Consider the following 22,429-nt stretch of genomic DNA (forward strand, 5'->3'; position numbering starts at 1 on the left):
TCCGGGGCCCCGTTCGCCAGGGCAATCACGGGATGGTCGCAGGCGCTGTAGGGGTTTTACAGGAATCCGCGTTTCACTACATGGCCCCCTCGGGCTGGTATGATGCCGGCAGTCACCCCTTCGACACGACGCAAGCGACGCCATGCCGACTTTCTCGCCTCTCGATCCCGCGCGCCCCCGGGGACTGCGCGACACCCTCTACTGGCAGACGCCTCCCGGCAGCGCCACGGCGCTGTCCCTGGCCCACCTGGCCGAGGACGCGCCGCTGCTGGTGGTGACCGCCGACACCGCCCAGGCCCAGCGCCTGGAGGGCGAACTGGGTTTCTATTCGCGCCTGCCGGTGCTGCCCTTCCCCGACTGGGAGACCCTGCCCTACGACAGCTTCTCGCCTCACCAGGACATCGTCTCGGCTCGGCTGCGCACCCTGCGCCGCCTGCAGGACGGCGAGCACGGCATCGTGCTGGTGCCGATCAATACCCTGATGCAGCGCCTGCCGCCGGTGGACTACATCGCCGGCCGGGTGATGACCCTCGAGGTTGGCATGACCCTGGACCGCGAGCGCTTCCGGGAGAGCCTGTCGCGGGCCGGCTACCGGGCCGTCGAGACGGTCTTCGAGCCCGGCGAGTACGCCCTGCGCGGTGCGCTGATCGACCTGTTCCCCATGGGCAGCGAGTCGCCCCTGCGCATCGACCTGTTCGACGACGAGATCGACACCCTGCGCCATTTCGATCCGGATACCCAGCGCAGCCAGGACAAGGTGGCGGGGGTCGAGCTGCTGCCCGCCCACGAGTACTCGCTGTCGCGCTCGGCCGTGGCCTGTTTCCGGGAAGGCTTCGAGACGCTGTTCGACGTCGACCCCCGCCAGTGTCCGCTGTACGTCGATGCCCTCAAGGGCATCCCCTCCCCCGGGCTCGAGCAGTACCTGCCGCTGTTCTTCGACGAGACGGCCACGCTGTTCGAGCACCTCGCCGAGGGGACCCGGATCGCCCTGCTCCCCGGGACCTTCGACGCCGCCGAACACCACTGGGCGGCCATCGAGAGTCGCTATGAGAACCTCGGCGTCGACCCCACCCGGCCGCTGCTGCCGCCCCACCGGGCCTTCGTGCCGGTGGCCGAGGCCTTCGGCGCCATCAAGCGCCACCCGCGGGTCGAGCTCACCGACGACCCGGCCCATCGCCATGCCCGGGTGCCGGCCGCCCGGACGCCTCCCGAGGTCACGGTCAACGCCCGCGGCAAGCAGCCCCTGGCCGCTCTGGCCGCCTTCCTCGACGAGCATCCCGAGGCCCGGGTGCTGTTCGTCGCCGAGTCACGCGGCCGACGCGAGGCCCTCGAGGAGACGCTGGCGCCGCTGGGGATCGCCCTGCCCCATGTCGACGACTTCGCCGCCTTCCTCGCCACCGGCGAGCGCACCGCCATCACCGAGGGCGCCATCGAGGCCGGCTTGTGGCTGGAATCGCCCAACCTGGCGGTGATCGGCGAGACCGAGCTGTTCGGCGAGGTGGTGCGCCAGAGCCGTCGCCGGGAGAAGGCCACCGACGACAGCGAGCTGGCCGTCCGCCACCTCTCCGAGCTCAAGCCCGGCGCGCCGGTCGTCCACCAGGCCCACGGCGTCGGGCGCTACCGGGGCCTGGAGACCCTCGAGGCCGGCGGCCAGGCCGCCGAGTTCGTGTCGCTGGAATACGCCGACGGCGCCAAGCTCTACGTGCCGGTGGACAGCCTGCACCTGATCTCGCGCTATGCCGGCGCCGACGAGGAGCTGGCGCCGCTGCACCGGCTGGGCTCCGAGCAGTGGGAAAAGGCCAAGCGCAAGGCCGCCGAGAAGATCCGCGACACCGCCGCCGAGCTGCTCGACGTCTATGCCCGCCGCGAGGCCAAGGAAGGCTTCGCCTGCGCCCCGCCCGACGCCGAGTACGCCCGCTTCGCCGGCAGCTTCCCCTTCGAGGAGACCCCCGACCAGCGCGTCGCCATCCAGGCGGTGCTGGGCGACATGACCGCCCTGCGGCCGATGGACCGGGTGGTCTGCGGCGACGTCGGCTTCGGCAAGACCGAGGTGGCCATGCGGGCCGCCTTCCTCGCCGTGCACTCGGGCCGCCAGGTGGTGGTGCTGGTGCCCACCACCCTGCTGGCGCGCCAGCACTACGAGAACTTCCGCGACCGCTTCGCCGACACCGCGGTGAACATCGAACTGATCTCCCGCTTCACCGCCGGCCAGGGCCAGAGCGCTGCCTTGAAGCGCATCGAGGAGGGCCAGGCCGACATCGTCATCGGCACCCACAAGCTGCTCTCCAAGTCGATGCGCTTCCCCAACATGGGCCTGCTGATCATCGACGAGGAACACCGCTTCGGCGTCGCCCAGAAGGAGCGCCTGAAGGGCCTGCGCGCCGAGGTGGACATCCTGACGCTGACCGCCACGCCGATCCCGCGCACCCTGAACATGGCCATGAGCGGGATCCGCGACCTGTCGATCATCGCCACGCCGCCGGCCCGCCGGCTGTCGGTGAAGACCTTCGTCCAGCAGCGCGACGAGGCGGTGATCAAGGAGGCGCTGCTGCGCGAGATCCTGCGCGGCGGCCAGGTCTACTTCCTGCACAACGAGGTCAAGTCCATCGAGACCGCCGCCGAGACGGTGCGCGGCCTGGTGCCCGAGGCCCGGGTGGCCGTGGCCCACGGCCAGCTGCCGGAACGCGCCCTGGAGCGGGTCATGTCCGACTTCTACCACAAACGCTTCAACGTGCTGGTCTGCTCGACCATCATCGAGACCGGCATCGACGTGCCCAGCGCCAACACCATCATCATCGAGCGCGCCGACAAGTTCGGCCTGGCCCAGCTCCACCAGCTGCGCGGCCGGGTGGGCCGCAGCCACCACCAGGCCTATGCCTACCTGCTGGCCCCGCCGCCGCGAGCGATGACCCGGGACGCCGTCAAGCGCCTGGAGGCCATCGGCCAGGCCGAGGACCTCGGCGCCGGCTTCACCCTGGCCAGCCACGACATGGAGATCCGCGGTGCCGGCGAGCTGCTCGGCGACGAGCAGAGCGGCCAGATGGAGGCGATCGGCTACAGCCTCTACATGCAGATGCTCGATCGCGCCGTGAAGGCGATCCGCGAGGGCAAGACACCCAACATCGAGGCGCCCCTGGACGAGGGCGTGGAGATCGGCCTCAACCTGCCGGCGCTGATTCCCGACGACTACCTGCATGACGTCCAGCAGCGCCTGGTGATGTACAAGCGCATTGCCAGCGCCGAGAGCGAGGCCGAGCTCAAGGAGCTCCAGGTGGAGATGATCGATCGCTTCGGCCTGCTGCCGGCACCGGTCAAGACGTTGCTGCGCCAGACCCGGCTACGCCAGCGCGCCGAGCGCCTGGGCATCGCGCGCCTCGAGGCCGGCCCGGAAAAGGGCCGGGTGATCTTCGCTGGCCATACCCGGGTCGACCCGCTGATCCTGGTCGAGCTGATCCAGCGCGAGCCGCAACGCTATCGCCTGGAGGGCGCCGACACCCTGCGCTTCACTGCCGACATGGCCGACGAGGCGGCTCGCTTCGCCGTCGTGGAACAGCTGCTCGATGCCCTCAACCGCAAGGCCGAAGCGGCATGACCTGGTGAGCAGTGATGGGCAAGGCGACAGGGGCGATAGCCGCCTCGCGACCTCCCCCTCATGCCTTGCCCCTCGCTAACACGGGATGCCCTACTGGCGAACCGGCACCGGCTGGGGCACTCTAACGCCAATGCCGATCCCCACGGATGGGGTCGGCCCCAATGACACCTCCGACCCGAGACCATGACCACCATGACCGCATCCTCTTTACGCGGCGCCCTGACCCGCACCACCCTGCTGCTCGGGCTGAGCACCGCCTTCGCCGTCCCCCTGCAGGCCAACGAGGACCTGCCTCGCGGCTACTATGTGCTGCCCGAGGAAGGCGACCTGATCGGTGAGGTCACGACCGTCGAAGCCGACAAGGAGGACACCCTGATCGATATCGGCCATGAGTACGGTATCGGCTACCGGGCCATGGTGCGCGCCAACCCCGATGTCAGCATCTGGTATCCCGGCGAAGGCACCGAGGTGACGATTCCCGGCCAGTTCATCCTGCCCGACGCGCCGCGTAACGGCATCGTGATCAATGTCGCCGAGATGCGCCTCTACTACTATCCCCCGGCCGAGGAAGGCCAGCCGCGCATCGTCCAGACCTACCCTCTCGGGGTGGGCCGCCAGGACTGGGAGACGCCGCTGGGCAACACCACCATCACCGAGAAGGTCGAGGACCCGGCCTGGTACCCGCCGGAGTCCATCCGCCGCGAGCACGCCGAGGCCGGCGACCCCCTGCCCAGCGTGGTGCCGGCCGGCCCCGACAACCCGCTGGGCACCCGCAAGATGCGCCTCGGCATCCCCGGCTACCTCATTCACGGCACCAACAAGCCGGAGGGCGTGGGCATGCGCGTCTCCCACGGCTGCGTGCGGATGCTGCCGCAGGACGTGGAGCATCTGTTCGACCAGATCGCGGTGGGCACCCAGGTGCGGCTGATCAACGAGAGCTTCAAGCTGGGCTGGTCCGACGGCACCCTCTATGTCCAGGCCTACCCTTACCTGGACGATGAGCAGGGCACCAGCATCCAGCGGGTCACCGAGGCACTGGGCCAGGTCGATGCCAGCATCGAGGGGCTCGAGTACCCGGTCGACTACTCGCGGCTGCGCGAGGTGGTGGAGATCCCCGGCGGCATGCCGGTGGCGCTCGAATCCGCCCCCGCGCCCGCCGAACCGGCACCGGCCCCGGACACCCTGTATGACCGCCTGGAACTGATCGCCGCCCGGCCGAGCCTGTACGACCAGCTACCGCCGCAGAGCTGACGGCACCGGCGCTCCCACGGAAGATGGCAGGTGATGAGGCCGTTGTGGGAGCGCCGCAGGCGGCGCGATCCGCCGCGCAGCGGCGGCGGGAGACACCTCGGGCGCCTGGCGGCGCCATCGCCGACACCTCGGACCGGCCCTCCCGCAGGACCGGCCCCTCGGGTCACGCCAAGGGCAATGAGCACAAAAAAACCACCCCTCGCGTGAGGGGTGGTTTCTGATACCACATCGCCAGGCAGCATGCCTGGCGTAGTGATCCGGAATTACTTGCGCATGGAACTCTCGAACATGCGGTTCATCTCTTCACGGTTCTGCTGGGACATCTGCAGAGCCGCCTGAGCGTCGCGCTGGGCCTGGTTGGCGGTGTTCTGTGCCTGGGTGGCGATGCTGCGCGCTTCGGCGGCGTCGGCCTGAGCGGACTCGGCGGTCATGCGGACTTCTTCCAGGGCGCTGGAAGAGGCACAGCCGGCCAGTACGGCGAGAGAGGCAGCAGCGGCGGTCAGCTTCAGAGTGGTCTTCATAGTCATGGTGTTCTCCTTGGGTCTTCCTTGGTACTGCGTTGGTGATGCCTGCAGAACAGGCTTCCTGCAAATGCAGGTCTTCCTGCAGCAATATAAGCTGCGTGTCACAGGAGTCAAACGCTGTTCTAGCAAGACACAACGCTTGTCTACCGACTAGAGCGTCCCTAGCGCATGTAAAGCCTAGCGGATCACGACCCGCGTGCCAATGTCGATGATCGACGACAGTCGTTCCACCTGAGCATCGGTGACGGCCACGCAGCCGTTAGTCCAGTGGAAGCGACGGTGGATCTCGGGATCGCCGACCCCGACTCCATGAATGCCGATATAGCCCCCCAGCACCGTCTCCTGGGGAGGCGAACCGTGGCGACGGTAGTAGGAGAAGTAGTCGTCATAGTCCTGCTGGCTATAGAGCCCCGACGCCAGGGCCATCCGGGCATGGGTCGGCGTGGGATAGTCCAGGCCGACGAAGATGTGGAACTTGCTGTGGCGGTTGAACCGGTTCACCCGGAACTCGCCCAGCGGCGTGGCCCGGTCGCCGCTCACGCGCTGGGGCTTGGCGCCGCCCCGTCCCAGCGAGATCGGCGCATAGTGCTCCAGCCGTGCCTCGCCGCGGTAGAGGCTGAGCGAGGACTCGCGGTCGTCGACCAGTACCCAGAGTTCACTGGGATAGCGCGGTGACGTGGCCTGCGCCAGCAGGTCGTTCATCAGGGCCGGACTGGCCTCGGCGGTGGCCCATGGCCAGAGGGGGGCCGTCAGGGCCAGCAGGCCGAATCGGCGACGGGAAAGGACGGGCATCTCCACCTTGTTCGTCATGTAAGCATCGTGGATGGAAAGCGAGAGCGCCTTTATAGCGTATTCCAGCGTCCCTGTCAGGGGACGCTGGGCCCTTCTTGGCCCTGGGGCAGCAGACAACTCGGCTGGGGAGACATCCCGATCGCTTGTCGCCGTTGCCCAGGAGAGACACCTCCATGTCACAGCCCCTCCCTGTCGCCAAAGGCCGACAGGACCGACACCTCTCCCTTGGCGCGCCGGGCCCGGGGCCTCGACGTGATTCGCCACGCCCCCAACAGCCGAGCGCGTAGTGCCCAGTTGCTCGCCCACCACGCGCCGTACGCCACGCCGCACCGGGGCTGGCTGGCGCGGTGCCACGCCGCGGACCGGCTGGCCAGCATGGGCATGTGGCTGGTGGCCCACGTGACCGACTGCCGACGCCTGCGCCTCGACGGCGGCGTGCTTGCCGCCGAGGCCTTCAAGTCCGCGCCCCAGGGACACAGCGGCGGCGCGCTCAACAGGGTCCCCGCCCAGGTCGGCTACCTGCTGGCCAGCAGCCTGTCCGGCGGCACCCGCTCCTGGACCATGGGCCAGGGCCATTGCGTGGCGGCCATCGACGCGGTGAACGGGCGGGTGGACAACATGACGCCGACCCACGCCGCACGCTACGCGCCCAATGACACCGCGCCGACCCGGCTGGTGACGGACGTCGAGCGCGGCACCGTCGATGCCGCAGGCTATCCCGTCTCCCCCTCGGCAGCCACGTCATCCGGCATACCGCCGCATGGGCCTCGAGAACCCCATCGCCGGCGGACGGGGTGTCGATCAGCGTCGCGAGGCTGGGCAGCAGGGTCGCGGGAGGCGGTGACGGGAAAGGCGGCGGGGACTGGCGCATGGGCACGCCTGGCAGGGGGCGAATGGACAGAACCCGCCCCCAAGCCTGGACAGCTCGGCGCCGAACGTCGCCTGCTCAGTAGTCCTCGAGGCGCTGCATGTCCCGCGTCAGGCGGCGAACCTCGGCATCCTGGCCTTCGGCGAGGGCCGTGAAGAATTCGCGCTCCTCCCGGCCACCGGCCCGGTCGGCACGCTGGTGATACAGGTCCTGCAGGGTGCGGTGCATGGTGAGCGCCGTGGCCAGCACATCCGCGACCCCGCTGACGCCCAGTGCGCCCGGCAGCCGCTCGAGGACCGGGGCATGGGGAAAGTCATTGGGATCGTCGAACCAGGCGTCGAGCACCGGGCGATGATCGCTGCCGTCGTCGAGGTAGGCTTCCAGATCCCGCTGCATGCTTCGCTCGTGATCGGCGAGGTACTCCAGCGCGAGCCGGACCCGCTCCGTCACCTCCCCCCCGGCGAGGCGACTGTAGGCCGCCTGCAGCCGGCCATGGTAGTCGGCCGCCCAGCTCACCAGCTCGCGGACCTGATGGAAGCGCATGGTTACCTCCTGCCTGCTGCGACGTCACGGCCAGGGCCCGATGCCCTCGCCGTGCCCGATGGGGGTTGCTACTGATATCCTAGCCGAGAGAGGCCACCTCGGGATGATGCAGATCAAGGCCATGGGAGCCGACCGCTCCGCCCGATCCCACCGCCAAGGAGGCGCCCTTGACCGATGCCCTGCTCGATATCAGCCACCTGACCGCGGCGGGCGCCACCCTGATCCTGGTGGTGATCTGCGTGCTGCTGCACTACGAGGTATCGAGTGTGCTCAGCGGCCTGATGCGGCGCACCTCCCCGACCCGGCGGCGGCGCTTCCTGGGCCTGATGTTCGGCCTGCTCGGCGCCCATGTGGTGGAGATCTGGCTGTTCGGCCTGACGGCCTGGTGGCTGGTGGCGACCACCTCGGCCAGCGTCGCCGGCGCCTCGATCGTCGATGGCCTCGACTACATCTACCTCTCGGCCATCACCTACACCACCCTGGGCTACGGGGACGTGTACCCGGAGGGGCCGCTGCGCTTCCTGATGGGCACCGAGTCGCTGACCGGCTTCATGCTGATCACCTGGTCGGCGTCGCTGACCTTCCTCGAGATGCAGCGCCACTGGAACGACCGCCACTGACCCCGGGGCCGCATAGCCGCCCGGGAGCCGAGTCCGTTCGCTAGCCGTGGAGCCCCTGGCTCCTCAGGTAGTCGTCGTAGCTGCCGGTGAAGTCGCTGATGCCCGCCTCGCCCATGTCGATGATGCGTGTCGCCAGCGAGGCGACGAACTCGCGATCATGGCTGACGAAGATCAGGGTGCCCGGATAGTGCTCCAGCGCCAGGTTGAGGGCCTCGATGGATTCCATGTCCAGGTGATTGGTGGGCTCGTCCATCAGCAGCACGTTGGGCCGGGTCAGCGTCAGCTTGCCGAACAGCATGCGCCCCGCCTCGCCACCGGAGATGACCTTCACCGACTTGTCGATGTCGTCGCTGGAGAACAGCATGCGCCCCAGGGCGCCACGCACCACCTGTTCGCCGCCATCGGTCCACTGGGCCATCCATTCGAACAGGGTCGCGTCGTTGGCAAAGTCGTCGGCGTGATCCTGGGCGAAGACCCCGAGCTCGGCGCTGTCGGTCCAGCGGACCTCACCGGCGTCGGGCGCCAGCTCGCCGCCGAGGGTCTTCAGCAGGGTGGTCTTGCCGATGCCGTTGGGGCCGATGATGGCGATGCGCTCGCCGGCCTCGACGGTCAGCGAGAGGCGTTCGAACAGCGGGGCGGCGTCGCCGTAGCCCTTGGTGATCGCCTCGACGTTGACCGCGTTGCGGTGGATCTTGCGGCCCTGCTCGAAGCGGATGAAGGGACTCACCCGGCTGGAGGGCTTGATGTCCTCGAGCTTGATCTTGTCGATCTGGCGCGCCCGGGAGGTCGCCTGCTTGGCCTTGGAGGCATTGGCCGAGAAGCGGCTGACGAAGGCCTGCAACTCGGCGATCTGGGCCTTCTTCTTGGCGTTGTCGGCGTGCTGGCGCTCGCGCGCTGCGGTGGCGGCGGTCATGTAGTCGTCATAGTTGCCGGGGAACAGCGTGATCTCGCCGTAGTCCAGGTCCGCCATGTGGGTGCAGACGCTGTTGAGGAAGTGGCGGTCGTGGGAAATGATGATCATGGTGCTGTTGCGCGCCCTGAGCACTTCCTCCAGCCAACGGATGGTATTGATGTCCAGGTGGTTGGTGGGCTCGTCGAGCAGCATCACGTCGGGGTCGGCGAACAGCGCCTGGGCCAGCAGCACGCGCAGCTTCCAGCCCGGCGACACCGCGCTCATCGGCCCGCCGTGCTGGGCCAGCGGGATGCCCAGCCCCAGCAGCAGCTCGCCGGCCCGGGCCTCGGCCGTGTAGCCATCGAGTTCGGCGAAGCGCACCTCCAGGTCGGCCACCGCCATGCCATCCGCCTCGCTCATCTCCGGCTGCGAGTAGATGCGCTCGCGCTCCGCCGCGACCTCCCAGAGCTCGCGGTTGCCCATGATCACGGTGTCGATGACCCGCTCGTCCTCGAAGGCGAACTGGTCCTGACGCAGCCGGCCGAGCCGGGCCCCCGGCTCGACCATCACCTGGCCGGCCGAGGGCTCGAGGTCGCCGCCGAGGATCTTCATGAAGGTGGACTTGCCGCAGCCGTTGGCGCCGATCAGGCCGTAACGGTGGCCGCGGCCGAACTTGATGGAGACGTTCTCGAACAGGGGCCTGGCCCCGAACTGCATGGTGACATTGGCGGTAGCGATCAAGGGAGGGGTCCGGTCAGGGGAAAAGGGGCGAGAGTGTACCGGTTATGGCGGCATCTCTCACCCCCTGGCGAAGCCGGGCCATTGCGATCAGATAGTAGTATCTGCTGATCCGTCGACCAGCTTGCGAGGAGGCGCTGTGAATACCTCCATGTACGCTACCGACGCCCTGCGGCGCTCTTGCGTCCCGCTCCGCTTGCAGGTCCGGTGCTGGCCATCCATGGCCAGCCCGTTCGGAGCCGTGCTCCTCACCCCCGGCGTAGGGCCTCCTCTTCGGCTTGTCCCCGGCGCCCCTCTTCAAACACAGCGGCAACAACCCTGGAAGCCGGGCAGCGCACTGGCCACCGCCGGCCCCGCTACCACTCCTCGCTGGTCTCGCGCAACGCGGCGATCTCGCGCTTGGCCTCGGCCAGGCAATCGGCGAGTTCCTCGTGCAGGGCGGCGGCGCTGCCCACGGCGATCAGCCCCTGGGCGGCGCCGCTGCTGCGGCGAGCCACGCCCTCGCTGGAATGCAGGGCCTCCAGGCGGCCGAGCAGCCTGGCGAGCCAGCTCTCGGGACGGGCCGCCAGGCTGCGCAAGCGTTCGAGCTCGGCCAGCGGCGTCCCCTCGGGAGCGAGCAGCTCGCGCCAGTCGTGGCCCTCGAGGGCGGCATGCTCGGAGACCTCGCGCAGCAGCGACTCGAGGGCCAGTTCCAGCAGCGCCAGGGCCCCCTCCTCGCCGGCCATGCGCCGGGCCTCGCGATGCTCGTCGTCGCCGGGCGGCACCGCCAGCAGCAGTTCGGCCTGGTAGAGCAGCTGGTTGGTACGCGAACGGGGCGTCACTTGCGCTTGTCCTCCACCTGCCAGCGGCCATCGACGTAGGTCGCCTTCCAACCGGTGGCCTTGCCGTTGTCGTCGGTCATCACGAACTGCTCCTTGAGCTTGCGCGAGAAGCGGATCTGGGCGGGCCGTCCGTCGGGATCCTCGCTCGGCGCATCGAGCAGGTAGCGATACTTCTCGGGAAGCTCCTCGGCATGGGCCTTGAGCTCGGCGACCAGCGGCGGACGGGTCTCACGGTTCTTGGGGAACTTGCTCGCCGCCAGGAACAGGCCGCTCGCCCCGTCGCGCAGCACGTAGTGGTCCTCGACCTTCTGGCAGGCCAGCTCCGGCATCGGGATCGGGTCCATCTTGGGCGGCGCCACCTCGCCGCTGCGCAGCAGCTTGCGAGTATTCCTGCAGGCCTCGTTGGTGCAGCCGAAGTACTTGCCGAACCGCCCGGACTTGAGCTGCATCTCGCTGCCGCACTTGTCGCACTCGATGGTCGGCCCGTCGTAGCCCTTGATGCGGAACTTGCCCTGCTCGACCTCGTAGCCGTCACAGTCCGGGCTGTTGCCGCAGATATGCAGCTTGCGGGTCTCGTCGATCAGGTAGCTGTCCATGGCGGTGCCACACTTGGGGCAGCGATGCTTGGCCCGCAGGGCATCGGTCTCGGCGTCCTCGCCGGCGTCGGCCGCCACCGCCTCGTCGCCGGGCAGCAGGTCGATGGTGGTCTTGCAGCGCTCCTTGGGCGGCAGGTTGTAGCCGGAGCAGCCCAGGAAGACCCCGGTGGAGGCGGTGCGGATCTGCATCTTGCGCCCGCAGCTCGGGCAGTCGATATCGGTGGGCACCGGCTGGTTGGGGCGCATGCCCTCCTCGCTCTCGGCCTGGGCCAGCTCCTCGCGGAACTCCGCGTAGAAGGCATCGAGCAGCTCGCGCCAGCGGCGCTCGCCCTCGGCCACCTCGTCCAGGCTATCCTCCATGCGCGCCGTGAAGGAGTAGTCCATCAGGTCGGGGAAGGATTCCTTGAGGCGCTCGGTGACGATGTCGCCGAGCTTCTCAGCATAGAAGCGCCGGTTCTCCAGCTTGACGTAGCCGCGGTCCTGGATGGTGGAGATGATGGCGGCATAGGTGGACGGCCGGCCGATGCCCTTCTTCTCCAGTTCCTTGACCAGGCTCGCCTCGGTGTAGCGGGCCGGCGGCTTGGTGAAGTGCTGCTGGGGATCCAGGGCCTCGAGGCGCAGGGGCGTGCCCTCGGCCAGGTCCGGCAGGGACTGATCCTCGTCCTTGCGGCCCATGGGCTTCATGACCCGGGTGTAGCCGTCGAACTTGAGCACGCGGCCCTTGGCCTTGAGTTCATAGCCGTCGGCTTCCACCGTCAGGGTGGTGGAGAGATACTCGGCGGGCGTCATCTGGCAGGCCACGAACTGGCGCCAGATCAGTTCGTAGAGGCGTTCGGCATCGCGCTCCATGCCGGCCAGGTCGCTGGCGCGGCGGGTCACCTCGGAGGGGCGGATGGCCTCGTGGGCCTCCTGGGCGCCTTCCTTGCTGGAATAGCGGTTGGGGGCCTCGGGCAGGTAGCGGGCCCCGTATTCCTCGCCGATGAAGTCGCGCACGCCGGCCACCGCCTCCCCGGAGAGGTTGGTGGAGTCGGTGCGCATGTAGGTGATGTAGCCGGCCTCGTAGAGGCGCTGGGCCAGCGTCATGGTCTTCTTCACCGAGAACCCCAGCCGGCCGCTGGCGGCCTGCTGCAGCGTCGAGGTGATGAAGGGGGCGTTCGGCTTCGAGCGGGTGGGCTTGTCCTCCCGCGAGGTGATCGCGAGAGACGCCTGGCGCAGCGCGGCGATGCGCTCCAGGGTCTCGGCCTCGGAGGTCGGCCGGAAGGCCTTGCCGTCCTGGCGGACGAGCTCGAAGCGCACCGGCGAGGCCTCGGCGTCGTCGGCCGGCTGCAGGTCGGCGTGCACGTCCCAGAACTCCTCGGGGACGAAGGCGCGGATCTCGCGCTCGCGCTCGACGATCAGCCGCATGGCCACCGACTGTACCCGTCCCGCGGACAGGCCACGGGCGACCTTCGCCCACAGCAGCGGCGAGAGCATGAAGCCCACCACCCGGTCGAGGAAGCGGCGCGCCTGCTGGGCCTCGACCCGCGGCATGTTCAGCTGGCCGGGATCCTCGAAGGCCTCCTGGATGGCGTTCCTGGTGATCTCGTTGAACACCACACGCCGATAGCGCGCCTCGTCGCCGCCGATGGTCTCGCGCAGGTGCCAGGCGATGGCCTCCCCCTCGCGGTCAAGGTCGGTGGCGAGATAGACGGTGTCGGCCTTGTCGGCGAGTTTCTTGAGTTCGGCGACCACCTTCTCCTTGCCGGGCAGGACCTCGTAGTTGGCCTCCCAGTCATGGGCGGGATCGATGCCCATGCGCCGGATCAGCTGGTCGTGGGCCTTGCGCTGGCGATACTCGGCCTTCTCCTCGGCGGACATCTTGCGGGTCGCCGCGGCCTGGCGCGCCCGTTCCTTGGGGTCCGAGGCCGCCTTGCCCGAGCCGCTGGTCGGCAGGTCACGAATGTGCCCCACGCTCGACTTCACGATGAAGTCGTTGCCGAGATACTTGTTGATCGTCTTGGCCTTGGCCGGCGACTCGACGATGACCAGTGACTTGCCCATAGTGCTCCACAATTCTGTAGGCGCGAGCCTGCGGGCCCGCGCCGGACGGTTTCGGCCCGCCCAGTCTCGACGGGTGAAAAATGCGCTTACCCTACCCCAGCGCCGGCCATCGCGCCAGTCACGACCAGGCCGAGCCTATGACCCTAGACCGCTGATTCCACGGCGACAAGCCTGGGATGACAACGAAACGCCCCCGCCGGCAGGCCGGCGGGGGCGAGGTGGCAACCGGGCGGACTCGGTTCAGTCGTCTTGCTTGCCCGGGCTGCGGCGGCGCGGGCTGGCCTTGCGAGCCGTGCTGCCACGCCGGCCGCTGGCCGGCTTGTCGGAAGCCGTGCTGCCGGCCGCCGGTTCGGCCGTGCCGGCGTCCTCGGCCCCCGGGTCCGCCGCCTGCGAGGGCTTGGCGGTGCGGGCGGTGGTCTTCGACGTCTTGGCCGGCGGGGTGGTCTGCTTCACGGGCTCGGTCGGAGTGGCAGCGGGCTGTGACGCCTCGGCCGCCTGGTCGGCCGCCTGTGAGGGCTCGGCCGAGCGCACGGTGGTCTTCGACGTCTTGGCCGGCGTGGCAGCGGGCTGCGACGCCTCGGCCGCCTGGTCGGCCGCCTGTGAGGGCTCGGCCGAGCGCACGGTGGTCTTCGACGTCTTGGCCGGCGTGGCAGCGGGTTGCGACGCCTCGGCCGCCTGGTCGGCCGCCTGTGAGGGCTCGGCCGAGCGCACGGTGGTCTTCGACGCCTTGGCCGGCGTGGCAGCGGGCTGCGACGTTCCGGCCGCCTGCGGGGACTTGGCCGTTCGGGCGGTGGTCTTCGACGTCTTGGCCGGCGTGGCAGCGGGCTGCGACGCCTCGGCCGGCGGAACGGTCTCCTTCGGGGACTCGGCCGGCTGGTCAGCCGCCTGCGAGGGCTTGGCCGGGCTGGCGGTGGTCTTCGACGCCTTGGCCGGCTGGGCAGCCTCCTTCGCGGGCTCGGCCGGCGTGGCGGCGGACGGCGACGCCTTGGCCGGCTGGGCAGTATCCTTCTCGGCCTCATCCGCCGTGCTATCGACGGACCGGCTCTCGATCACCGTCGGCTCCGCCCGATCCCCCTCGGGCGACGCCGAGGCCGGGCCCTGGCCGCCACCCTGTCGGCCAACCGCCGGCTTGGCCTGACGGAACAGCGACTGGATATGCGCGAAGCGCTCGGCGGCGTGCTCGCTGAGCTCGCCGCTGGCCGCCAGTACGTGCTCGATATGCGCCAGGTGCCCTTCGATCTGCTCGGCACTCTGCCCCGCCAGCAGCGTCGGGATCGCCGCCAGCGCCGCCTGGTGATCCTGGTCGAGGATAAAGAACTGCTCACGCACCAGCTGCTTGAAGTCGGCCAGGCGGATCTCCGGCTCGAGCTCCGCACGGGACGCCCGCAGGCGCTTGAAATTGCGCTCGTCACTGGCGGGCGCGCCGCCCAGCACATGGATGACCGAGCGCATCACCGCCTCGTGGCTGCCGCCTTCGGCGACCAGCGCATGGATCTCCTCGCGGCGGCGCTGGACGAAGCGACGGTGTTCCGGCTCGGCGCCGGGGCGACGGCGGTGCACATGGGCGTCACCGCCGAGGCCGACCAGGGTCTGCAGCAGCGGCTGTCCATAGAGATCCAGGAAGACCCGCTCGCCGGCCCGGTCACGCAGGTTGCGCCAGGCGTCGAAGACGTGGGTGATCTGGCTGGAGAGGATGCCCTCCACGGCTCGGTAGACGTTGTCCTGACCCACCTCGTGGCGTTCACGGCGCACCATTTCGGCCATCACCGGCACCGGCACCATCAGCGGGTTGCGATCCGACAGCAGCCGGTAGGCCATGCGGTTGGGGTGCATCAGCCGCATCCAGTGGGCGGCCTGCGGGGTCGCCAGCGCGCGGACCCAGGGCTGCACGAACAGGCGATAGAGGCCCAGGTTGATCTCGGAGATGCGCGCCACCGTGGCGAAGCGTCGGTCGTCCTCCGGGCGATGCTGGATCTCCCGGTCGAGTTCCTCGATGCTGCGGGTCTCGAACTCGAGCAGGTAGTCGCGCTCGATCAGCTCGGCATCGGGGCGATCCTCGGCCCGTGAGATCGAGGTCTCGTAGAGCCCCGGCGGGAGCACGTCGATGTAGTCCATGTTGGCGGTGAACTCGGCGTGTTCCTTGCGCGACACGCTGCCCGACACGAAGATCCCCAGGTGGCCCGTGGTGTCATGGACGCAGTACACCAGGGTCTGCTCGTTGGCGATGATGTCGTCGGCGTCCTCGTAGAGATCGCGGATCCAGCCCAGCGCCTGGGGCGGCGGCGTGATGTCATCGCCCCGGGAGCAGAACACCACCACCGGCGAGCGCAGGTTGCGCAGGTCGATGCGACGCCCGTCCGAGGTGACCAGTTGGGCGGTGGAGAGACGGTTGCCGACGAACAGGTTGTCGACGATGTACTGGATCTCCTCGGCGCCCAGCACCACATGCCCGCCCCACCAGCGCTCGAACTCCAGGTAGCGGTCGGCCTCGGTATCGACGTTGGCGTAGAGCCGATACTGCTTGCTCCACCAGGTATTGGCCGGATTGAGGCGCTCGAAGTTCTGGACCAGCCAGGCCCCGTCGAAGTGCCCGGCGCCCATGTCACCGAGCAGGGCGGTCACCCAGGTGCCGCCCGTCAGCCCGCCGGTGTAGCGCATCGGTGCGCGGCCGTGCTCGCCGGCCCAGTAGGACAGCGGCGCGCCGGCGATCAGGATCGGGCCGAACACCTCGGGCTCCAGGGCCGCCGCCATCATGATCTGCCAGCCGGCCTGGCAGTTGCCGACGACCATGGGCTTCTCCGCCGTCTCGGTATGCAGGTCGATGATATGGCGAAGGAAGGCGACCTCCGCCTCGACCACGTCCTCGACGGTCTGGCCCGGCACGGGATACGGCAAGAAGCCGATGAAGTAGCAGGGATGCCCGGCGCGCAGGGCCACGCCAAGCTCGCTGTCGGGCTTGAAGCCGCCGATCCCCGGGCCATGGCCGGCACGGGGATCGACGACCACGAAGGGGCGCATCTGCGGGTCGGTCTGCATCGCCTGGGGCGGCAGGATCCGCAGCAATTCGTAGTTTACCGGGCGCGGCAGGTCACGCCCGTCCAGCAGCACCTCGGCCTCGAAGCCCAGCACATTGGGCTTGGTCTGCTCGATATGCTCGAGGTACTGGTTGCCGCGCTGGCGCATGACATCCAGGTAGAGGGTGCTGCGCTCCATGGCGTCGCGCCAGTAGTCGAAGGCGGCGCGACCGAAGCCGAAGGGATCCATGAAGGACAGCGCGGCTGGCGGCAGGGTCGGCATCAGGGCATTCATCATTGGACTCCATGGGTGGCCATGGGAAGGCGAAGGTTCTTCGCCGCGTGAGACTCGTCTTTGCTGCAGTGCAATATAGCGAAAAAATCGGCGCCCGGCGAGGCCGTTGTCTCGACGCGCCTGGGCTCAGGCCAGGGCCAGGCGTGCCGTTTCGGCCTCGCCCAGCAGCTCGACCAGCCCCCGCCGTGCCCGGTCGCGAGCCTCCTCGGCCCGGCGCCCCCAGGCCAGCAGGCGGGCGCCGCCCTCGCCGCGCGCCCGGTCCAGGCGCAGCCCCGGCCCGCCGCTCAGTCTGGTCGCCGGGAGCAACGACAGGTGCCAGAGCCGGGCATGGCCCTGCGGCGCGAGTCGCGGCTGGCGCTCCCGCAGTCGCCCGCCGAGCAGCACCCGCAGCTGCTCGACCACCGGATCCAGACCGGTCAGGGCCTCGTCCAGCGCCTCCTCGCCGGTGAGCCCCGGCGCCATGGCGGCAAAGCCCAGGCGATTGCCGTCGACGCGAAACCGTACCTCCACCAGGCCCGTCAGTCCCAGGGCGGCGACGCCCTGCCCCGCCAGGCGCCCCAGGTAGGCGCCGCGCTCGGCGGTCAGCCAGCCAAGCGGCGCCACCGAGAGCGCCTCGTGCAGGCGCTGTCGCGGCGCCAGGTAGACCACCCGGCCCTGGCCGTCGGCCAGCAGGGACATCCGCAGCTCCCGCCCCGCCGCCGCGGCCAGCGGCAAGCCGGCCTCGCGCATCCGCTGGCGCATGCCCCCACCCTCGGCCATGGCCCCCAGCAGGGTGGCCGGCGGGCCGAGGAAGCGCAGGCCGGCGCGCCGACAGGCCTCGGCCAGTGCCAACTGCTCGGCGGCGTCCTCCTCGCCGGGGTGCAACGCCTGGCAACCCGCCTCCCGGGCACGGGCCACCAGCGCCTCGGCGCTGCCGTCGGCCAGGATGGCCGTCAGGCCGAGCTCGCCACAGGCCTGGCGCAGGCGCAGGCCGCCGGGGCCGCCAGCGACGACCAGCAGACGGGAAACGGCGGGGGGGGATCCTGACATGATCACTCCGGATGGTTGCAAGAGACAGGCGATGCTGGTGTCCTGTATGAGAGGTTGACGGTAGAATCCTCGCGGCCCCTTGGGCCGCCAGGCGGCGTTGCCATGCCTCGTCGTGGCGGCTTGCCCGACGGGCCGATACGCTCGCCATCTGTTCAACGAACCTCCGGCACAGCGCACGCGCATGTCGGCACGGCATGCCAGGATGGTACCGCGCCCCGCCCCATTGGACGATGCCATGACCACACCCAGACTGCTCAACCGCCTGACCTTCCGCCAGCTCCAGGTCTTCCGCGCCGTTCATGAACGTCAATCCTATTCCCGGGCCGCCGAGGCCCTGGGATTGACCCAGCCGGCGGTCAGCGCCCAGATCCGCCAGCTCGAACAGGCCCTGGGGCAGCCGCTGTTCCGCTATGCCGGGCGCACCCTGCACATCCTGCCCGCCGCGGATGCCCTGGCGGCCTCGGTGCGGGCCATCTTCGGCCAGGTCGCCCGGCTGCAGATGAGCCTGTCGGACCTCGACGGCACCATCAGCGGCGAGCTCAATCTGGCGGCGGTGTCCACCGCCCAGTATGTGGTACCGCACCTGCTGGCGCGCTTCCGGGCCCACTACCCCAACGTCCAGATCCGCCTGCGCGTGTGCAACCGCGGCCAGGCCCTGGAGCGACTGGCCGCGCAACGCGATGACCTGGTGATCATGGCCCGGGTACCGGCGGACGAGGACCTGGTGTTCATGCCGATCCTCGACAACGAGATGATCCCGGTGGTCTGGCCGGGCCACCCCCTGCTGGCGGCCGACCGGCCGACCCTGGAGGACCTGGCCCGCCACTATGTGCTGATGCGCGAGCCCGGTTCCGGGGTGCGGGGCGCCCTGGAGGAACTCGCCGCCGAGCAGGACGTCGAGCTGGCCCATGCCATCGAGATGGGCACCAACGAGGCGGTCAAGCAGGGCGTCATGGCTCAGCTCGGGGTCGCCGTGCTGCCGCGCCTGGCGGTACGCCTGGAGCTCGAGGCCGGGCTGCTCTCGCCGCTCGACCTGCCCGGCTTCCCGCTGCGCCATTCCTGGTGCACCGTCTATCACCGGGAGCGCTTCCCCACCCCGGTGACCGAGCTCTTCCTGCGCTTCGTGCGCGATCACCTCAACGAGCTGCAGACCCACTTCAGTGCGGTCCCCGCCCCGCTGCCCAGTCACGACGTGGCCTGCCTGCCCGAGGCCACGGAGTGAGTCGCCTGTCCAGCCGAGCCGCGGATATGGTAACTTAGCGCGCCAAGACCGATACACGCCACGCCCGTCGCCGGCCGTCCCCCGCTTGCCGTGACCGGATGACCCGCGACGCACACGCCTGGCGACCAGCCGCCGAGTGGAGAGGCTTCCAGCTCATGAGCAACAACACCTCCAAGCATGTGTCCAGCGGTGAGAAATATCGCAATGAACACGGCGCGACCGCCATCAAGGATGGCATGAAGCAACGCCAGCAGGCCGAGGAGAGCCCGGCCCTCGGCCGCAAGCCGAAGTGGCTGCGAGCCCAGATCCCCGGTGGCGAGCGGTTCGACGCGGTGAAGAAGAACGTCTCCCAGCACCGGCTCAGCACCGTCTGCGCCGAGTCCCACTGTCCCAACATGGGCGAGTGCTGGAGCAACGGCACCGCCACCATCATGCTGATGGGTTCGGTGTGCACCCGAGCCTGTCGCTTCTGCGCGGTGGACACCGGCAACCCCAAGGGCTGGCTGGATACCGAGGAGCCGGAGAATACCGCCAAGTCCGTGGAGCTGATGGGCCTGCGCTACATCGTGCTGACCTCGGTGGACCGTGACGACTTGCCCGACGGCGGCGCCGGCCACTATGCCGACTGCATCCGCGCCATCAAGGCCCGCACCCCCGAGGTCGCGGTGGAGGCCCTGACGCCCGACTTCGACGGCGCGCCCAGCGCCATCGAGCGGGTCGTCGATGCCGGCCTCGAGGTCTTCGCCCAGAACGTCGAGACCGTCGAGCGCCTGACCCGTCGCGTGCGCGACCCGCGCGCCGGCTACCGCAAGACCCTGGAGGTGCTGGCCCACGCCAAGCGCCATCGCCCCGACGTCATCACCAAGACCAGCCTGATGCTGGGCCTCGGCGAGACCGACGACGAGATCCTCCAGACCTTCGACGACCTGCGCGCCATCGGCGTCGATATCGTCACCCTCGGCCAGTACCTGCGCCCCACCCGCAACCACCTGCCGGTGGAACGCTGGGTCACCCCGGAGGAGTTCGAGCGCTATCGCCAGCTGGGCCTGGAGAAGGGCTTCATGGAAGTGCCGTCCGGCCCCCTGGTGCGCTCCAGCTACCGGGCCGACCGGGTGTTCGAGAACAACAACCTGGGCCGGGAACTGGCCTCTCCCGCCGAGGTGCCGGGCCAGGCGCCCGACCCCAACCTCATTCCCACGCGCAACGTAAGCTGACGCTCACCGGCGAGGCATGGAAAAGCCCGAGGCGGTGCCTCGGGCTTTTTGGTTCAGCGTCTGGCCTCAGCGCTCCGCGTCGACCAGCTCTCTTCCCAACTCCCGGGCCAGGCAGGCGGCGAGGCGCTCGGCGACCGCGTCCACGCCCGGCGAGGATGAGGCCACATCGACCAGGCGCGTCATGGCCATGCCGGCATAGCCGCAGGGATTGATGCGGGCGAACGGCGAGAGGTCGCCGTCGACGTTCAGGGCGATACCGTGAAAGCTCGCCCCGCGCCGGATGCGCAGGCCCAGGGAGGCGATCTTGGCCTCGCCCACATAGACGCCGGGCGCATCCGGCCGGGCATGGGCCTCGACCCCGTAGCCGGCGAGCAGGGCGATGGCCGCGTTCTCCAAAGCGCTCACCAGGTCGCGCACGCCCAGCCGGGCGCGGCGCACGTCGAGCAGCGGGTAGAGCACCAGCTGGCCGGGCCCGTGATAGGTCACCTGCCCGCCGCGGTCGGTCTGCACGACGGGAATGTCGCCGGGCATCAGCAGGTGCTCGGGCTTGCCGGCCTGCCCCTGGGTGAACACCGGATCATGCTCGACCAGCCACAATTGATCGGGGGTGCCGGGATCGCGGCCATCGGTGAGGTCGCGCATGGCCCGCCATACGGGCTCGTAGGGGCGGCGCCCCAGGCGATGCACCTGCAGCGGCCCCACCTCAGACCACCATGTGCACGCGACCGCTGGCCTTGAGCTCGGTGAACAGCGCCTGCAGCTGCACCTCGCCGGTGGCCCGCAGGGTCAGCCGCACGGACTGGAAGCGGCCGTTGCGACTCGGCACCACCTGGATGCACCGCGGGTCGAAGTCGGGAGCGTGACGCGTGACCACCTGACACACCATGGCAGCGAAGTCATCGGCGGCATCGCCCACGACCTTGATCGGATAATCGCAGGGAAAGGTGATCTTCGGCGACTTGCCGGCTCGACGGCCGGTGGACGGCTGGCGAAGATCATGCAGGGTCTTGTCGGACATTCCACACCCGTCAGCAAGAAGACCCGACCATTCTACTCAACCCGCGCCCTGCCACCAAGGGCGCGGGTGGGCGCCGGTCCGGCTCAGTCGAAGAAACCGCCCAGCAGGTTGGTGAAGAAGCGCTGCAGCTTGTCGAACAGGCGCTTGAAGAAACCGCCCTCCTCGATGGCCTCCAGGGCCAGCAGCTCCCGCTCGCCGACCACTTCGTCGCCCAGGCGCACTTCCATGCGCCCGACGGTCTCGCCGGCGGCGATCGGCGCGGTGAGGTCCGCCTGGAGGTCGAGCTTGGCGGCAAGCTCCTGATCGCGGTTGCGAGGCACGGTCATGAAGACATTGCGGTCGACGCCGACGCGCAGCTCGTTCTTGTCGCCGCCCCAGACGCGCGGTGTGTTGAGCACGGCGCCCTGGTCATACAGCTTGAGGGTCTGGTAGTAGCGGAACCCGTAGCTCAGCAGCTTCTGGGTCTCCCGGGCGCGGGCCTCCTCGGAGGCGGTGCCCATGACCACCGAGATCAGGCGCATGTCGTCGCGCTCGGCGGAGGACACCAGGCAGTAACCGGCCTCCTCGGTCCAGCCGGTCTTCAAGCCGTCGACGCTGGCGTCCCGCCACAGCAGGCGATTGCGGTTGGGCTGCTCGATCCCGCCGTAGGTGAACTGCTTCTGGCGGTAGATGCGGTAATGCTGGGGGTAGTCGTTGATGATGTGCTGGGCCAGCAACGCCAGGTCGCGAGCCGAGGAATAATGGTTCTCGTCGGGCAACCCGGTCGGATTGACGAAGTGGGTGTTGGTCATCCCCAGTCGCGCGGCATGCTGGTTCATGATGTCGGCGAAGGGTTCGGTGCCCCCGGCCAGGTACTCGGCCATGGCGACGCTGGCGTCGTTGCCGGAGACGATGACGATGCCGTGCAGCAGCTCGCTGACCGGCACCTGCTCGCCGACCTCGATGAACATCTTCGAGCCACCGGTACGCCAGGCATTCTCGCTGACCGGCACCGGGTCATCGGGGGCGATATTGCCGCTGTTAAGCTCGCGCTCCACCAGGTAGGCGGTCATCAGCTTGGTCAGGCTGGCCGGCGGCAGGCGCACGTCCGGGTTGTGCTGGGCGAGCACGCGACCGCTGTCGGCATCCATCAGGAGCCAGGAGGTCGCGGCCAGTTGCGGCGCCGCCGGGATCATGGTCTGGATCCTGGGAAGCTGCTGGGGCTGCGGCGTCTGGGCCAACAGCGGTGAGGCCACCAGCGACAGGCAGGCCAACAGGGCCGGCACGAGCCGGCGGAAACGGGACGAACGCAGGGCTTTCATGGATGGCGGTCTCTTCGGGTGCATCAGGGTGAACGATTGACGATGACGGAACGCCGAGC

At 69.3% G+C, this 22,429-nt stretch carries 15 protein-coding genes and 1 pseudogene; 5 read left to right on the plus strand and 11 right to left on the minus strand.

Translation table 11 applies throughout. From position 1 onward, the window contains the following. Positions 1–142 precede the first annotated feature (142 nt). Together mfd and QWY76_RS04780 are read left to right on the plus strand one after the other, a co-directional pair. Complete coding sequence (mfd, locus tag QWY76_RS04775) at positions 143–3,592, plus strand: transcription-repair coupling factor (RefSeq protein WP_290309968.1); 3,450 nt, start codon at positions 143–145, stop codon at positions 3,590–3,592. Positions 3,593–3,775: 183 nt separating this feature from the next. Continuing rightward, positions 3,776–4,843 (plus strand): L,D-transpeptidase family protein, encoded by a 1,068-nt coding sequence (locus tag QWY76_RS04780; protein WP_290309969.1) that lies wholly within the window; start codon positions 3,776–3,778, stop codon positions 4,841–4,843. Positions 4,844–5,106: 263 nt separating this feature from the next. Here QWY76_RS04780 and QWY76_RS04785 read toward each other — a convergent pair whose 3' ends face one another. The 3 genes from QWY76_RS04785 to QWY76_RS04795 form a co-directional block, all read right to left on the minus strand. Beyond that, a complete protein-coding gene (locus QWY76_RS04785) occupies positions 5,107–5,370 on the minus strand; it encodes an Lpp/OprI family alanine-zipper lipoprotein (protein WP_263589292.1) in 264 nt (87 codons plus the stop codon). A 174-nt stretch (positions 5,371–5,544) separates the two neighbouring features. Beyond that, complete coding sequence (locus tag QWY76_RS04790) at positions 5,545–6,159, minus strand: L,D-transpeptidase family protein (RefSeq protein ID WP_435388950.1); 615 nt, start codon at positions 6,157–6,159, stop codon at positions 5,545–5,547. A gap of 946 nt (positions 6,160–7,105) precedes the next feature. Continuing rightward, entirely contained in the window at positions 7,106–7,570 is a 465-nt protein-coding gene (locus tag QWY76_RS04795) for a ferritin family protein (RefSeq protein WP_290309971.1), read from the minus strand. A 167-nt stretch (positions 7,571–7,737) separates the two neighbouring features. Between QWY76_RS04795 and QWY76_RS04800 the strand changes: the two genes are divergently transcribed. Continuing rightward, positions 7,738–8,190, plus strand: coding sequence for an ion channel (locus QWY76_RS04800; RefSeq protein WP_290309972.1), 453 nt, complete (start codon positions 7,738–7,740; stop codon positions 8,188–8,190). Between the two features lie 40 nt (positions 8,191–8,230). Here QWY76_RS04800 and QWY76_RS04805 read toward each other — a convergent pair whose 3' ends face one another. From QWY76_RS04805 to QWY76_RS04825, 5 genes and pseudogenes are all read right to left on the minus strand, one after another. Further along, the gene (locus tag QWY76_RS04805; protein ID WP_290309973.1) at positions 8,231–9,823 is read right to left on the minus strand and encodes an ABC-F family ATPase; all 1,593 of its coding nucleotides are present in this window, start codon (positions 9,821–9,823) and stop codon (positions 8,231–8,233) included. A 353-nt stretch (positions 9,824–10,176) separates the two neighbouring features. Continuing rightward, positions 10,177–10,641, minus strand: coding sequence for a DUF6586 family protein (locus QWY76_RS04810; protein ID WP_290309974.1), 465 nt, complete (start codon positions 10,639–10,641; stop codon positions 10,177–10,179). Continuing rightward, positions 10,638–13,277, minus strand: coding sequence for a type I DNA topoisomerase (topA, locus tag QWY76_RS04815; protein ID WP_290309975.1), 2,640 nt, complete (start codon positions 13,275–13,277; stop codon positions 10,638–10,640). Before topA ends, QWY76_RS04810 begins: the two co-directional genes overlap by 4 nt. Positions 13,278–14,401: 1,124 nt before the next feature. Then, positions 14,402–16,586: pseudogene (locus tag QWY76_RS04820) on the minus strand (DUF3141 domain-containing protein); the annotation flags it as partial. 126 nt (positions 16,587–16,712) lie between these two features. Then, on the minus strand, positions 16,713–17,615 hold the full coding sequence (locus QWY76_RS04825; RefSeq protein WP_290309976.1) for a biotin carboxylase N-terminal domain-containing protein: 903 nt from the start codon (positions 17,613–17,615) through the stop codon (positions 16,713–16,715). 235 nt (positions 17,616–17,850) lie between these two features. Here QWY76_RS04825 and QWY76_RS04830 point away from each other — a divergent pair, with 235 nt between their 5' ends. Both QWY76_RS04830 and lipA read left to right on the plus strand, forming a co-directional pair. After that, complete coding sequence (locus QWY76_RS04830) at positions 17,851–18,837, plus strand: LysR family transcriptional regulator (protein ID WP_290309977.1); 987 nt, start codon at positions 17,851–17,853, stop codon at positions 18,835–18,837. 155 nt (positions 18,838–18,992) lie between these two features. Continuing rightward, positions 18,993–20,051: a lipoyl synthase gene (gene lipA / locus QWY76_RS04835; protein WP_290309978.1), complete on the plus strand. Its 1,059-nt coding sequence runs from the start codon at positions 18,993–18,995 to the stop codon at positions 20,049–20,051. 66 nt (positions 20,052–20,117) lie between these two features. On the opposite strand, the gene lipB is transcribed toward lipA, so the two are convergent. From lipB to QWY76_RS04850, 3 genes are all read right to left on the minus strand, one after another. Continuing rightward, complete coding sequence (gene lipB, locus QWY76_RS04840) at positions 20,118–20,753, minus strand: lipoyl(octanoyl) transferase LipB (RefSeq protein WP_290309979.1); 636 nt, start codon at positions 20,751–20,753, stop codon at positions 20,118–20,120. A 1-nt stretch (position 20,754) separates the two neighbouring features. Continuing rightward, positions 20,755–21,069, minus strand: coding sequence for an HP0495 family protein (locus tag QWY76_RS04845; protein ID WP_290309980.1), 315 nt, complete (start codon positions 21,067–21,069; stop codon positions 20,755–20,757). An 83-nt stretch (positions 21,070–21,152) separates the two neighbouring features. Beyond that, the gene (locus tag QWY76_RS04850; protein ID WP_290309981.1) at positions 21,153–22,370 is read right to left on the minus strand and encodes a D-alanyl-D-alanine carboxypeptidase family protein; all 1,218 of its coding nucleotides are present in this window, start codon (positions 22,368–22,370) and stop codon (positions 21,153–21,155) included. Between the last annotated feature and the right edge of the window lie 59 nt (positions 22,371–22,429).

This window comes from Halomonas maura (assembly GCF_030409305.1).
Lineage (GTDB): Bacteria > Pseudomonadota > Gammaproteobacteria > Pseudomonadales > Halomonadaceae > Halomonas > Halomonas maura.